The 13,716-nt window shown below is 69.6% G+C and carries 11 protein-coding genes; all 11 read left to right on the top strand.

Features of this window, described 5'->3' with window-relative positions; all coding sequences use genetic code 11:
- Window position 1: 1 nt before the first annotated feature.
- The 11 genes from TBIS_RS01430 (at window position 2) to nuoN (ending at window position 13,712) form a co-directional block, all read left to right on the top strand.
- Window positions 2-1,309 carry an NADH-quinone oxidoreductase subunit D gene (locus TBIS_RS01430; protein ID WP_050760605.1) on the top strand — a complete coding sequence of 436 codons (1,308 nt, stop codon included), beginning with the start codon at window positions 2-4 and terminating at the stop codon, window positions 1,307-1,309.
- Window positions 1,306-2,001, top strand: coding sequence for an NADH-quinone oxidoreductase subunit NuoE (nuoE, locus tag TBIS_RS01435; RefSeq protein WP_013130549.1), 696 nt, complete (start codon window positions 1,306-1,308; stop codon window positions 1,999-2,001). The genes TBIS_RS01430 and nuoE overlap by 4 nt, the downstream gene beginning before the upstream one ends.
- Window positions 1,998-3,284, top strand: a complete 1,287-nt coding sequence (gene nuoF / locus TBIS_RS01440; RefSeq protein ID WP_013130550.1) for an NADH-quinone oxidoreductase subunit NuoF — start codon at window positions 1,998-2,000, stop codon at window positions 3,282-3,284. Before nuoE ends, nuoF begins: the two co-directional genes overlap by 4 nt.
- The gene (locus TBIS_RS01445; RefSeq protein ID WP_013130551.1) at window positions 3,281-5,686 is read left to right on the top strand and encodes an NADH-quinone oxidoreductase subunit G; all 2,406 of its coding nucleotides are present in this window, start codon (window positions 3,281-3,283) and stop codon (window positions 5,684-5,686) included. The genes nuoF and TBIS_RS01445 overlap by 4 nt, the downstream gene beginning before the upstream one ends.
- The gene (gene nuoH / locus TBIS_RS01450; protein WP_013130552.1) at window positions 5,683-7,041 is read left to right on the top strand and encodes an NADH-quinone oxidoreductase subunit NuoH; all 1,359 of its coding nucleotides are present in this window, start codon (window positions 5,683-5,685) and stop codon (window positions 7,039-7,041) included. The genes TBIS_RS01445 and nuoH overlap by 4 nt, the downstream gene beginning before the upstream one ends.
- Entirely contained in the window at window positions 7,028-7,543 is a 516-nt protein-coding gene (gene nuoI, locus TBIS_RS01455) for an NADH-quinone oxidoreductase subunit NuoI (RefSeq protein WP_013130553.1), read from the top strand. The genes nuoH and nuoI overlap by 14 nt, the downstream gene beginning before the upstream one ends.
- A complete protein-coding gene (locus TBIS_RS01460; protein WP_013130554.1) occupies window positions 7,536-8,426 on the top strand; it encodes an NADH-quinone oxidoreductase subunit J in 891 nt (296 codons plus the stop codon). The genes nuoI and TBIS_RS01460 overlap by 8 nt, the downstream gene beginning before the upstream one ends.
- Entirely contained in the window at window positions 8,423-8,719 is a 297-nt protein-coding gene (gene nuoK, locus TBIS_RS01465) for an NADH-quinone oxidoreductase subunit NuoK (protein WP_013130555.1), read from the top strand. Before TBIS_RS01460 ends, nuoK begins: the two co-directional genes overlap by 4 nt.
- Window positions 8,720-8,815: 96 nt before the next feature.
- Window positions 8,816-10,657 (top strand): NADH-quinone oxidoreductase subunit L, encoded by a 1,842-nt coding sequence (nuoL, locus tag TBIS_RS01470; protein WP_041431850.1) that lies wholly within the window; start codon window positions 8,816-8,818, stop codon window positions 10,655-10,657.
- Window positions 10,657-12,165, top strand: a complete 1,509-nt coding sequence (locus tag TBIS_RS01475; protein WP_013130557.1) for an NADH-quinone oxidoreductase subunit M — start codon at window positions 10,657-10,659, stop codon at window positions 12,163-12,165. Before nuoL ends, TBIS_RS01475 begins: the two co-directional genes overlap by 1 nt.
- Window positions 12,162-13,712 carry an NADH-quinone oxidoreductase subunit NuoN gene (gene nuoN, locus TBIS_RS01480; RefSeq protein ID WP_013130558.1) on the top strand — a complete coding sequence of 517 codons (1,551 nt, stop codon included), beginning with the start codon at window positions 12,162-12,164 and terminating at the stop codon, window positions 13,710-13,712. Before TBIS_RS01475 ends, nuoN begins: the two co-directional genes overlap by 4 nt.
- The last annotated feature ends 4 nt before the right edge of the window (window positions 13,713-13,716 follow it).

The raw sequence follows: 13,716 nt of genomic DNA on the forward strand, positions 1-13,716 counted from the left end.
CATGGAGGCCGAAGGCCGGGTCGTCGACGTCGCCGGCCAGGACTGGGACGAGGTGGTCCGGACCGTCGGCGAGTCGGGCGAGGAGCGCCTCGTCGTGAACATGGGTCCGCAGCACCCCTCCACCCACGGGGTGCTCCGGCTCGTGCTCACGCTCGACGGTGAGACGGTGACCGAGGTGCGGCCCGTCATCGGGTACCTGCACACCGGCATCGAGAAGAACATGGAGTACCGGACGTGGACCCAGGGGGTCACGTTCGTCACCCGGATGGACTACCTCTCCCCGATCTTCAACGAGACGGCCTACTGCATGGCGGTCGAGAAGCTGCTGGGGATCACCGACCGCATCCCCGAGCGGGCGAAGACCCTCCGGGTGCTGATGATGGAGCTCAACCGGATCTCCTCGCACCTGGTGGCCGTCGCGACGTACGGCATGGAGCTCGGGGCCACGTCCATCATGATCTACGGCTTCCGTGAGCGAGAGATGGTGCTCGACCTGTTCGAGTACATCACCGGGCTCCGGATGAACATGGCCTACGTCCGCCCGGGCGGGGTGAGCGTGGACCTGCCGGCCGGCGCCGTCGACAAGATCGGCGAGTTCCTCAAGGTCATGCCGGGCCGGATCAAGGACATGCGCAAGCTCCTCGACGAGAACCCGGTCTACACCCGGCGGACCAAGGACGTGGCCTACCTCGACCTCACCGGGTGCATGGCGCTCGGGGTCACTGGCCCGGTGCTGCGGGCGGCCGGCCTGCCGTGGGATCTGCGCAAGACCCAGCCGTACCTCGGCTACGAGACCTACGAGTTCGACGTGCCCACGGCGAACACCTGCGACGTCTACGGCCGGTACCTCGTCCGCATGGCCGAGATGGAGGAGTCCCTCAAGATCATCGAGCAGGCGCTCGACCGGCTCACCGGCCCGCTCAAGGGCGAGCCCGTGATGATCGAGGACAAGAAGATCGGCTGGCCGTCCAGGCTCGCGCTCGGCCCCGACGGCCTCGGCAACTCGCCCGACCACATCGCCCACATCATGGGCACCTCCATGGAGGCCCTGATCCACCACTTCAAGCTCGTGACCGAGGGCTTCCGCGTGCCGGCCGGGCAGGCGTACGCCGCGGTGGAGTCGCCGCGGGGCGAGCTCGGCGCGCACGTGGTGAGCGACGGCGGCACCCGCCCCTACCGGGTGCACTTCCGCGACCCCTCGTTCACCAACCTGCAGGCGCTCCCCGCGATGTGCGAGGGCGGCATGGTCGCCGACGTCATCTCGGCGATCGCTTCGATCGACCCGGTCATGGGAGGTGTCGACCGGTGACGTACGCACCGGAGGTCCGCGAGCGCCTCGAACGCGAGGCCAAGGAGATCATCGCGCGCTACCCGAAGCCGCGGTCGGCGCTGCTGCCCTTGCTCCACCTCGTCCAGTCGGAGGACGGCTACATCTCCGACGACGGGGCCGAGTTCTGCGCCGAGCAGCTCGGCCTGACCAAGGCGGAGGTCCTCGGCGTCGCGACCTTCTACACGATGTACAAGCGCGAGCCGGCCGGGGAGTACAACGTCGGCGTCTGCATCAACACGCTCTGCGCGGTCATGGGCGGCGACCAGATCTGGGAGACGCTCACCGAGCACCTCGGGATCGGCCACAACGAGACCACGCCCGACGGGAAGATCACGCTGGAGCGGCTGGAGTGCAACGCCGCCTGCGACTACGCCCCCGTGGTCGTGGTGAACTGGGAGTTCTTCGACAACCAGACCCCGGAGTCGGCCAAGCGGCTCGTCGACGACCTCCGCGCGGGCAAGGGGGCGACCCCGACCCGCGGCCCCAAGCGCCTGTGCACGTTCAAGGAGGCGTCCCGGATCCTCGCCGGCTTCCCCGACGGCCGGGCCGGTGAGGGACCGTCCGCGGGCGAGGCGTCACTGCGCGGCCTGCGGCTCGCGAAGGCGAACGGCTGGGAGGCGCCGCGGCCGGGCGCCGAGGCCAACGAGCAGAAGCGGGGGAGCGAGGAATGACACAGCTCACGCCCGTTCTCACCCGGAACTGGGACCGACCGGACTCGTTCACGCTCGCCGGGTACGGCGACTACTCGGCCGCCCGGAAGGCCCTCAGCATGGACCCGGACACCATCATCCAGATGGTCAAGGACTCGGGCCTGCGCGGGCGCGGCGGGGCCGGCTTCCCCACCGGCATGAAGTGGGGCTTCATCCCGCAGAACGACGGCAAGCCCCACTACCTGGTGGTGAACGCGGACGAGTCCGAGCCCGGGACCTGCAAGGACATCCCGCTGATGATGGCGAACCCGCACGCGCTCATCGAGGGCGCCATCATCACCTCGTACGCGATCCGGGCCAACCACGCGTTCATCTACGTCCGCGGTGAGGTCCTCCACGTGATCCGCCGGCTCCAGGCCGCGGTCCGGGAGGCGTACGAGGCGGGCTACCTCGGCCGGAACATCTTCGGCTCGGGGTACGACCTGGAGCTCGTGGTCCACTGCGGCGCCGGCGCGTACATCTGCGGTGAGGAGACCGCGCTGCTCGACTCGCTCGAGGGCCGCCGCGGCCAGCCGCGGCTCAAGCCCCCGTTCCCCGCGGTCGCCGGCCTCTACGCCTGCCCCACCGTGATCAACAACGTGGAGTCGGTGGCGACCGTGCCCAGCATCGTCGCGAACGGCCCCGAGTGGTTCGCGAGCATGGGCACGGAGAAGTCCAAGGGCTTCGGCATCTTCTCGCTCTCCGGCCACGTGGCGCGTCCGGGGCAGTACGAGGCGCCGCTCGGCATCACCCTGCGCGAGCTGCTCGAGATGGCCGGCGGAATCCGGGCCGGTCACCGGCTCAAGTTCTGGACCCCCGGCGGATCGTCGACGCCGATCTTCACCGAGGAGCACCTCGACGTCCCGCTCGACTTCGAGTCGGTCGCGGCGAACGGCTCGATGCTCGGCACCCGCGCCATCCAGATCTTCGACGAGACCACCTGCGTGGTCCGTGCCGTGCTGCGCTGGACCGAGTTCTACGCGCACGAGTCCTGCGGCAAGTGCACGCCCTGCCGCGAGGGCACGTACTGGCTCAAGCAGGTGCTCTACCGGCTCGAGAAGGGCCAGGGCACCGAGGAGGACCTGGCCACCATCACCGACATCGCCGACAACATCCTCGGGCGCTCGTTCTGCGCGCTCGGTGACGGCGCGACGAGCTCCATCCACTCGTCGGTGAAGCTCTTCAGGGACGAATACCTCAAGCACTTCGAGATCGGCGGCTGCCCGTTCGATCCCGCTGCTTCCACGGTGTGGGGGGTCAAGTGACCATAGAGACGACGTCGGCGGGACAGATCGAGCGCCCGGTGGACATGGTGACGCTCACCATCGACGGCTTCCGGGTCTCGGTGCCGAAGGGAACGCTCATCATCCGGGCGGCCGAGCTGCTCGGGATCGAGATCCCGCGGTTCTGCGACCACCCGCTGCTCGATCCCGCCGCCAACTGCCGGCAGTGCCTGGTGGAGATCACCGACGCGGGGAACGGCCGCGGCTTCCCCAAGCCCCAGCCGTCCTGCGCGATCGAGGTCGCCGAGGGCATGGTGGTGAAGACCGCGCTCACCTCGCCCGTCGCGGAGAAGGCGCAGCGCGGGGTCATGGAGATGCTCCTCCTCAACCACCCGCTCGACTGCCCGGTCTGCGACAAGGGCGGTGAGTGCCCGCTGCAGAACCAGGCGATGTCGCACGGCCAGGGCGAGAGCCGGTTCCAGGAGAAGAAGCGGACCTTCCCCAAGCCGGTCGCCCTCTCCACCCAGGTGCTGCTCGACCGCGAGCGCTGCATCCAGTGCGCGCGCTGCCTCCGCTTCTCCGAGCAGATCGCCGGTGACCCGCTCATCACGTTCTTCGAGCGCGGGGCCAAGGAGCAGGTGGCCGCCGCCGACGGCGAGCCGTTCCACTCCTACTTCTCCGGCAACACGATCCAGATCTGCCCGGTCGGCGCGCTGACCGGCGCCGCGTACCGGTTCCGCGCCCGCCCGTTCGACCTGGTGTCCACGCCGAGCGCGTGCGAGCACTGCGCCTCCGGGTGCGCGCTGCGCACGGACCACCGCCGCGGCAAGGTCCTGCGCCGCCTCGCCGCCGACGACCCCCAGGTGAACGAGGAGTGGAACTGCGACAAGGGCCGCTGGGCGTTCACCTACGCCACCCAGCCGGACCGGCTCACCACGCCGCTCGTCCGGGACGAGGACGGCAAACTGGTGCCGGCGTCCTGGCCTGAGGCGCTGGCGGCCGCGGCCGAGGGTCTCGCCCGCGCCCGGGGCCGGGCCGGCGTCCTGGTCGGCGGCCGGCTCACCCTCGAGGACGCCTACGCGTACAGCAAGTTCGCCCGGGTCGCGCTCGGCACCAACGACATCGACTTCCGGGCCCGGCCGCACTCGGAGGAGGAGGCCCGCTTCCTCGCCTACGCGGTGGCCGGCAAGGGCATCGAGGTCTCCTACGCCGACCTCGAGCGGGCCCCGGTCGTGCTCCTCGTCGGCTTCGAGCCGGAGGAGGAGTCGCCGATCGTCTTCCTCCGCCTCCGCAAGGCGGTCCGGAAGAAGGGCCTGAAGGTCTACTCGATCGCCCCGTTCACCACGCCGGGCCTCGCCAAGCTCAACGCCACGCTCATCCGCACCGTCCCGGGCGCCGAGGCCGAGGCGCTCGGCGAGCTGATCGGCGGCGACCTGATCCCGGCCGAGGGCATCATCCTCGTGGGCGAGCGGCTCGCCACCGTCCCCGGCGCGTTCTCCGCCCTGGTCCGGCTCGTCCAGGCCACCGGGGCGCGGGTCGCCTGGGTGCCGCGGCGGGCGGGCGAGCGGGGCGCGCTCGAGGCGGGCGCGCTGCCGAACCTGCTGCCGATCGGCCGGCCGGTCGACGACGAGACCGCCCGGAGCGAGGTGGCCCGGGTGTGGAACGTCGGGTCGCTCCCGTCGCTCCCCGGCCGGGACACCACCGGCATCATCGACGCCGCGCTGAACGAGGAGATCGACGCGCTGCTCGTCGCCGGGGTCGACCCCTACGACCTGCCCGACCCGTCCCGGGCGCTCGCCGCGCTGGAGAACACCCCGTTCGTGGTGAGCCTGGAGATCCGGGCGAGCGCCGTCACCGACCGCGCCGACGTGGTGCTGCCCGTCGCCGTGGTGGCGGAGAAGTCCGGTAGTTTCGTCAACTGGGAGGGCAGGGGACGCCAGTTCGAGGCGGCGCTGCAGGTCCCCGGCGTGCTCAGCGACCTGCGGGTGATCAACGCGATCGCCGACCACATGGACGTCCACCTCGGCCTCCCGGACCCGGCAGCCGCCCGGCGCGAGCTCGCCGCCATCGGCACCTGGAAGGGCTCCCGGGCCACGCCGCCCACCCTGACGGGACGGCCGGGCAAGGAGCCCCAGGCGGGCGAGGCGGTGCTCGCGACCTGGCACCTCCTGCTCGACGACGGCAGGCTCCAGGACGGCGAGCCGTACCTCGCCGGGACGGCACGCCCCGCGACGGCGCTGATCTCCGCGGCCACCGCCGCCGAGATCGGCGTGTCCGAGGGCGACAAGATCAGTATCGGGGACGGCGGCGTGGTCATGCCGGTGCGGATCGCGGATCTTCCCGACCGCGTGGTGTGGGTGCCGTCGAACTCGAACGGCATCTCCGTCACCCGTGACCTTGGCGCCGTGGCGGGCGACGTCGTGAAGATCGGGAGCGTCTCGTGAACAACGCCGGACCCACGCTGAGCGACTTCGGCAACGATCCGCTGTGGCTCAGCTTCCTCAAGGCCGTCTGCATCTTCGTCCTGCTGCTGCTGGGCGTGCTGTTCGGCGTCTGGGGCGAGCGGAAGATCATCGCCCGGATGCAGCACCGGTACGGCCCCAACCGGGCGGGGAAGTTCGGCATCCTGCAGTCGCTGGCCGACGGCATCAAGCTGGCCCTCAAGGAGGACCTCGTCCCGCGCAAGGTGGACAAGGTCGTCTACATCCTCGCCCCGGCGCTGATCGCCATCCCCGCGTTCCTCGCGTTCTCGGTGATCCCGTTCGGGCCCACCGTGTCGATCTTCGGGGTCGAGACGCCGCTGCAGCTCACCGACCTCCCGGTCGGCGTGCTCCTGGTGCTCGCCATGGCCTCGATCGGCGTCTACGGCATCGTGCTCGCGGGGTGGAGCTCGCGCTCGCCGTACGCGATCCTGGGCGGGCTGCGGTCGAGCGCCCAGGTGGTCTCCTACGAGATCGCCATGGCGCTCTCCTTCGTCGCGGTCTTCCTCCAGGCCGGGACGCTGTCCACCTCGGAGATCGTCGCGGCGCAGGCGCACGCCGGGTCGGTCACGCTCTTCGGGGTCGAGATCCCCACGCCGTCCTGGTACGTGGTCTCGCTCTTCCCGTCGTTCGCGATCTACGTGATCACGATGTTCGGGGAGACGAACCGGCTGCCGTTCGACCTGCCCGAGGGCGAGGGTGAGCTGGTCGGTGGGTTCCACACCGAGTACTCCTCCTCGCTCAAGTGGGGCATGTTCATGATCGGCGAGTACGTGAACATGTTCACGGTCTCGGCGATCGCGGTCACGCTGTTCTTCGGCGGCTGGCACGCCCCGTGGCCGATCTCGATCTGGGACGCCGCGAACACCGGCTGGTGGCCGATGCTCTGGTTCCTCGGCAAGGTCGCGCTGGCGTTCTGGTTCTTCGTCTGGGTCCGCGCCTCGCTCCCGCGGGTCCGGTACGACCAGCTCATGGCCTTCGGGTGGAAGGTCCTCATCCCGGTCAACCTGGCGTGGATCCTCATCGCCGCGACCATGAAGGCCATGCGGATCTCGGAGGGCGACCGGACCGTCATCTACGTGCTCGGCGCGGTGATCATCATCGGCGCCTTCGCGATCTGGCTGCGGTTCGACACGGTGAACCAGCGGCGCGCCGAGGCCAAGGCCGCGCAGATCGAGGAGGAGTTCAAGCAGCTCCGCGAGGAGCCGGCCGCGGGCGGATTCCCGGTGCCGCCGCTGGACCTGCCGCACTACCGGGGAGTCGTGCCGGCGGCCCGGCACAGCACCGACGCCAAGGAGGTGACCAGTGGGAGCAACTGATTGGCTGAACCCCGTCAAGGGGTTCGGCGTCACCTTCCACCACATGTTCAAGAAGCCGGTGACCGTCCAGTACCCGGAGGAGAAGCGGCCGACCGCGCCGCGCTTCCACGGGCGGCACCAGCTGAACCGGTGGCCGGACGGCCTGGAGAAGTGCGTCGGCTGTGAGCTGTGCGCCTGGGCCTGCCCCGCGGACGCCATCTACGTCGAGGGCGCGGACAACACCGAGACCGAGCGGTACTCGCCCGGCGAGCGGTACGGCCGCGTCTACCAGATCAACTACCTCCGGTGCATCATGTGCGGCCTGTGCATCGAGGCGTGCCCGACGCGCGCGCTCACGATGACCAACGAGTACGAGCTGGCCGACACGAGCCGCGAGGCGATGATCTACACCAAGGACATGCTCCTCGCCCCGCTCGGGCCGGGCATGGAGGCGCCGCCGCACCCGATGCGCCTCGGCGAAACCGAAGAGGACTACTACCGGTTGGGTCGTGGCAATGGGTGAGTCCATCACGTTCTGGGTGCTCGCGGTCGTCTCCGTACTCGCCGCGTTCGGGCTCGTGCTCAGCCGGAAGGCCGTCTACTCGGCCCTCATGCTGGGCGTGGTCATGCTCTCGCTGGCGGTGCTGTACGCGGTGCAGGACGCGCCGTTCCTCGCGGCCGTCCAGATCATCGTGTACACCGGCGCCGTGATGATGCTGTTCCTGTTCGTGCTCATGCTCATCGGCGTGGACACGTCCGACTCGCTGGTCGAGACGATCAAGGGACAGCGCTTCTGGGCGATCGTGGCCGGGCTGGGCTTCGTCGCGCTGCTCGGGCTCGCGGTCGGCAACGTCGCGGTGAGCGCGGCGACCGGGCTGGGCGAGGAAGGCAAGGCGAGCAACGTGCTCTCGCTCGCCGAGCTGATCTTCACGCGGCACGTGTTCGCGTTCGAGGTCACCTCGGCGCTGCTGATCACCGCCGCGCTCGGGGCGATGGTGCTCGCCCACCGGGAGCGCCGCACCCCCAAGCCCACGCAGAAGGACCTGTCCCGCCGGCGGTTCCTCGAGTACGGCAGGACCGGCAAGGACCCGGCGCCCCTGCCGGGCCCGGGCACCTACGCCCGGCACAACGCCGTGGACCTGCCGGCGCTGCTCCCCGACGGCACGGTCTCCCCGCTCTCCGTCAACCGGTACATCGCCCGGTACGAGGCCAACGAGGGCGACCTCGACCCGGAGCTCGCCCGGCTCCGCGAGCAGGGGCGGCTCCTCGAGGGCCGTGCGGCGGCCGTGGACGGTGAGGAGCCCCGTGATGAGCGCGCCGAGGGCGGCGAGCCCGCCGAGGACGTGCTGAGCGCGCAGGCGGCCGGCCGTGGTGACGGACCGCGGAGCGAGGAGGAGGGCAAGTGACCACGCACTACCTTGTGCTCTCCGCGCTGCTGTTCACGATCGGCGCGGTCGGCGTGCTCCTGAGGCGCAACGCCATTGTGGTGTTCATGTGCATTGAGCTCATGCTCAATGCCTGCAACCTGGCGTTCGTCACCTTCGCCAGGCAGCACGGTAACCTTGACGGCCAGCTCATCGCGTTCTTCGTGATGGTGGTGGCCGCCGCCGAGGTGGTCGTCGGCCTGGCCATCATCGTGACGATCTTCCGAACCCGCAGGTCCGCGTCTGTCGATGACGCCAACCTGATGAAGCACTAAGAGGTGGCCGTGGAACCCGCTGTGTTTCAGCGCGATCTGACGGAGATCGCGTCGATCATCCAGCACGATGGCGGAGCGATCGGGGCCTCCTGGCTGATGATCGCCCTGCCCTTGGTGGGAGCGGCGCTCCTCCTGGTGGGCGGGCGCAGGACCGACAAGTTCGGTCACCTGCTCGGCACCGTGATGGCGCTCGCGTCGTTCGCGGTGTCCGTGCTGGCCTTCATCGAGCTGCTGGGGTTCGCGCCGCAGGAGCGGCGCCGGGCGGTCCCGCTCTTCGAGTTCATCCCCGGCATCGCCGACGTGGGCCTGCTGATCGACCCGCTGTCGATCTCGTTCTGCCTGCTGATCACCGGCGTCGGCTCGCTGATCCACATCTACTCGATCGGCTACATGGCCCACGACCCGGACCGGCGGCGGTTCTTCGCCTACCTCAACCTGTTCGTCGCCGCGATGCTCCTCCTCGTGCTGGCGGACAACTACCTGCTCCTGTTCGTCGGCTGGGAGGGCGTCGGTCTCGCCTCGTACCTGCTGATCGGCTTCTGGCAGTACAAGCCCTCGGCGGCGACGGCGGCGAAGAAGGCGTTCATCATCAACCGGGTCGGTGACTTCGGGCTGCTGATCGGCCTGTTCACGATCTTCGCGACCTTCCACTCGCTCGCGTTCGGCGAGGTGTTCTCCGCCGCCTCCCGCGCGTCGGAGGTCACGCTCACCGCGATCGGCCTGCTCCTCCTCGTGGGCGCCTGCGGCAAGTCCGCCCAGCTCCCGCTGCAGGCCTGGTTGCTCGACGCGATGGAGGGTCCCACCCCGGTCTCCGCCCTCATCCACGCGGCGACCATGGTGACCGCGGGTGTCTACCTGATCGTCCGGTCCGGCCCGATCTACGAGGGCGCGCCGACCGCGCAGCTCCTGGTGACGATCGTCGGTGTCGCCACCCTGCTCGCCGGTGCGATCATCGGTACCGCGAAGGACGACATCAAGAAGGCGCTCGCCGGCTCCACCATGTCGCAGATCGGCTACATGGTGCTCGCCGCCGGCATCGGCCCCGCCGGGTACGCCTTCGCGATCGCGCACCTGATCACCCACGGCTTCTTCAAGGCCGACCTCTTCCTCGGCGCCGGGTCGATCATGCACGCGATGAACGACGAGGTCGACATGCGCAAGTACGGCGCGCTGCGGAAGGTCATGCCGATCACCTTCGCGACCTTCCTCATCGGCTACCTCGCGATCATCGGCTTCCCGCTGCTGTCCGGTTACTTCACCAAGGACGGCATCATCGAGACCGCGATGGAGCACAGCGCGGTGCTCGGCTGGCTCGCGGTGCTCGGCGCCGGTATCACCGGCTTCTACATGTCGCGCGTGGTGTTCATGACCTTCTTCGGCACCAAGCGGTGGGACGCCAACGCCCACCCGCACGAGTCGCCGAAGGTCATGACCCTGCCGCTGATCGTGCTCTCCATCGGCTCGATCGGCCTCGGCGCCTACCTGATCCTGGGCAACCGGTTCATGCTCTTCCTGGCGCCGGCGGTCGGCGCCCCCGAGGAGCTGCCCGGCTTCCACCCGTTCAGCGTCCCCGGCCTCGCCACGCTCGGGCTCGTCGCGCTCGGCGCGGCGTACGCCTGGCTCAAGTACGGCGCGGCGGAGGTGCCCACCGTGGCGCCCCGCGGCTCGTTCCTGGTCAGGTTCGCCCGGCGTGACCTGTACGGCGACGCGCTGAACGAGGCGCTGTTCATGCGGCCCGGCCAGTGGCTCACCCGGATCGCGGTCTTCTTCGACAACCGGGGGGTCGACGGCCTGGTCAACGGGCTCGCCGCGCTGATCGGCGGGACCTCCGGGCGGCTGCGCAGGGTCCAGACGGGCTTCGCCCGCTCGTACGCGCTGTCGATGTTCATCGGCGCCACCGTCCTGGTCGGTGCCTGGTTCGTCGTAGGGAACCTGTGATGCACTGGCTCTCAACCCTGATGGGCGTGTCCGTGCTCGGCGCCCTGGGAGTGCCCCTCTTCCGCAACGACAAGCTCGCCAAGCAGTTCACGCTGGTGATATCGCTTGTCGTGCTCGCGCTGGCACTGGCGATGGCGCGCGAGTTCGACCCGAACGGCGATCGGTTCCAGTTCACCGAGACCTATGCCTGGATCCCGTCGTTCGGCATCCACTTCTCCGTGGGCGTCGATGGCATCGCCCTGGTGCTGATCCTGCTGTCGGCCGTCCTGGTGCCGGTCGTCGTCCTCGCGTCGTGGAACGAGGCCGAGGGAGGGAAGCGCTCGGTCCGCACGTACTTCTCGCTGATCCTCCTCCTCGAGGCGATGATGATCGGCGTCTTCGCGGCGACCGACGTCTTCCTCTTCTACGTGTTCTTCGAGGCCATGCTGATCCCGATGTACTTCATGATCGGGTCGTATGGCGGGGCGCAGCGGTCGTACGCCGCGGTCAAGTTCCTGCTCTACTCGCTCTTCGGCGGGCTGCTGATGCTCGTCGCGGTGATCGCGCTCTACGTGATCGCCGGGAAGAACACGTTCCTGTTCGGGGACCTCGTCGGCACGGTCCAGGACGCCACCACCCAGAAGTGGCTGTTCCTCGGCTTCTTCATCGCCTTCGCGATCAAGGCGCCGCTCTGGCCGTTCCACACCTGGCTGCCCGACGCCGCCGCCCAGGCCCCGGCGGGCTCCGCCGTGCTGCTCGTCGGCGTGCTCGACAAGGTCGGCACGTTCGGGATGCTGCGGTACTGCCTCGAGCTGTTCCCCGACGCGTCCAAGTACTTCACGCCGCTGGTGATCACGCTGTGCGTGATCGGCGTGGTGTACGGCGCGATCGTCGCCATCGGCCAGACCGACATGAAGCGGCTGATCGCCTACACGTCGGTCTCGCACTTCGGCTTCATCGCGCTCGGCGTGTTCGCGATGACCAGCAACGCGAGCGCGGGGGCCACGCTCTACATGGTCAACCACGGCTTCTCCACCGGGGCGCTCTTCCTGATCGCCGGCTTCCTGATCAGCCGCCGCGGCTCGCAGTTCATCGCCGACTACGGCGGGGTGCAGAAGGTGGCCCCGGTGCTCGCCGGGACGTTCCTGATCGCCGGGCTGTCCAGCCTCTCGCTCCCGGGCCTCAGCCCGTTCGTGAGCGAGTTCATGGTGCTCCTCGGCAGCTACGAGCGGTTCCTGTGGCCCACCGTGATCGCGACCACCGGTGTCATCCTCGCCGCGATCTACATCCTGTGGATGTACCAGCGGATGATGAACGGCCCGACGGCCGAGCCGGTGAAGCGCATGCCCGACCTCAACGCGCGGGAGAAGTGGGCGATCGCGCCGCTGATCCTGCTGCTGGTCGTGTTCGGCTTCTACCCGAAGCCGCTGCTTGACGTCATCAACCCCGCGGTGAAGAGCACGCTCGCCAGCGTCTCGGTCACCGACCCGGCCCCTGCCGTACCCGTTGCCGCCGAGGAGGGCCAGTGATCTTCCAAGCGCCGAACATCGAGTACGGGCTGCTCGCGCCGATCCTCATCGTCTTCGGCGCGGCGGTCGCCGGGGTGCTCGTCGAGGCCTTCGCCCCGCGCTACCTCCGCTCGGCGATCCACCTGCCGCTCGCCCTCGTCTCGCTCCTCGGGGCGTTCGCGCTGACCATCTGGCAGGTCGCCGCCAACGGGATCCCCACCAAGGCGGCGGCCGAGGGGGCGCTCGCCGTCGACGGCCCGGCACTGTTCATCTGGGGCACCATCCTGGTGCTCGCCATCGTCAGCGTGCTCCTCATCAACGACGAAGGCCACTTCGTCGCCTCCGCGGTCGCCGTCCCCGGCACCGCCGAGGAGGAGCAGTCGCTCCAGGACGGTGCCGCGCACACCGAGGTGTTCCCGCTCGCGCTCTTCGCGGTCGGCGGCATGATGCTCTTCCCGGTCGCGAACGACCTGCTGGTCGCGTTCGTGGCCCTGGAGGTCATGTCGCTCCCGCTCTACCTGCTGTGCGGGCTGGCGCGCCGCCGCCGGCTGCTCTCGCAGGAGGCCGCGGTCAAGTACTTCCTGCTCGGCGCGTTCTCCTCGGCGTTCTTCCTGTACGGCGTGGCGCTGGTGTACGGCTTCGCCGGCTCGGTCGACCTCGCCGCGATCAGCCGGGCGCTGGGCGAGGTGGACGGCCGGGACCCGCTGCTCTTCCTCGGCATGGCCCTGCTCGGCGTGGGCCTGCTGTTCAAGATCGGTGCCGCGCCGTTCCAGGCCTGGAAGCCGGACGTGTACCAGGGCTCGCCGACCCCGATCACCGCGCTGATGGCGTCGGGCACCCTGGTCGCCGCCTTCGGCGCGCTGCTGCGGGTGTTCTGGGTCGGCCTCGGCGGCATGGACTGGAGCTGGCGCCCGGTCATGTGGGCGGTGGCGATCCTCACCATGCTGGTGGGCGCGGTCCTCGCCGTGACGCAGACCGACATCAAGCGGATGCTCGCCTACTCGTCGATCGCGCACGCCGGGTTCCTGCTCATCGGCGTGGTCGCGACCGGCGGCACCCAGGCGGAGAACGCCGCCGTGGTGTCGGCGATCCTCTTCTACCTCGTGGCGTACGGCTTCAGCACCGTCGGCGCGTTCGCCGTGGTGACCATGGTCCGCGACCCCGGAGGCGAGGCCTGGCACCTGTCCCGGTGGGCCGGCCTGGGCAAGCGCTCCCCGCTGCTCGCCGGGGTGTTCGCCTTCTTCCTCCTCGCCTTCGCCGGGATCCCGCTGACCAGCGGCTTCCTCGGGAAGTACGCGGTCTTCTCGGCGGCCGTCGCCAACGACGCCGTCCCGCTGGTGATCGTCGGCGTGATCGCCTCGGCCATCGCCGCGTTCTTCTACGTCCGGGTGATCGTGCTGATGTTCTTCAGCGACCCGGCGGCGGATGCTCCTGCGGTCGTGCTGCCCTCTGTGGGCACGGCGGCTGTGGTGGCGACGGCGGCATTGGCTACCGTAGTGCTGGGTGTGTACCCGGAGCCGGTGCTCGACCTGGCGCACTCGGCTGCCAAGTCCCTGTTCGTCCGTTAAGGAG

The organism is Thermobispora bispora DSM 43833, from assembly GCF_000092645.1.
Taxonomy (GTDB): Bacteria; Actinomycetota; Actinomycetes; order Streptosporangiales; family Streptosporangiaceae; genus Thermobispora; species Thermobispora bispora.

Bases quoted from the DNA above. Each gene is read 5' to 3' on its own strand.
- TBIS_RS01460 (WP_013130554.1), top strand. From the start codon at position 7,536: ATGGGTGAGTCCATCACGTTCTGGGTGCTCGCGGTCGTCTCCGTACTC.
- nuoL (WP_041431850.1), top strand. From the start codon at position 8,816: ATGATCGCCCTGCCCTTGGTGGGAGCGGCGCTCCTCCTGGTGGGCGGG.
- TBIS_RS01430 (WP_050760605.1), top strand. From the start codon at position 2: ATGGAGGCCGAAGGCCGGGTCGTCGACGTCGCCGGCCAGGACTGGGAC.
- nuoF (WP_013130550.1), top strand. From the start codon at position 1,998: ATGACACAGCTCACGCCCGTTCTCACCCGGAACTGGGACCGACCGGAC.
- TBIS_RS01475 (WP_013130557.1), top strand. From the start codon at position 10,657: ATGCACTGGCTCTCAACCCTGATGGGCGTGTCCGTGCTCGGCGCCCTG.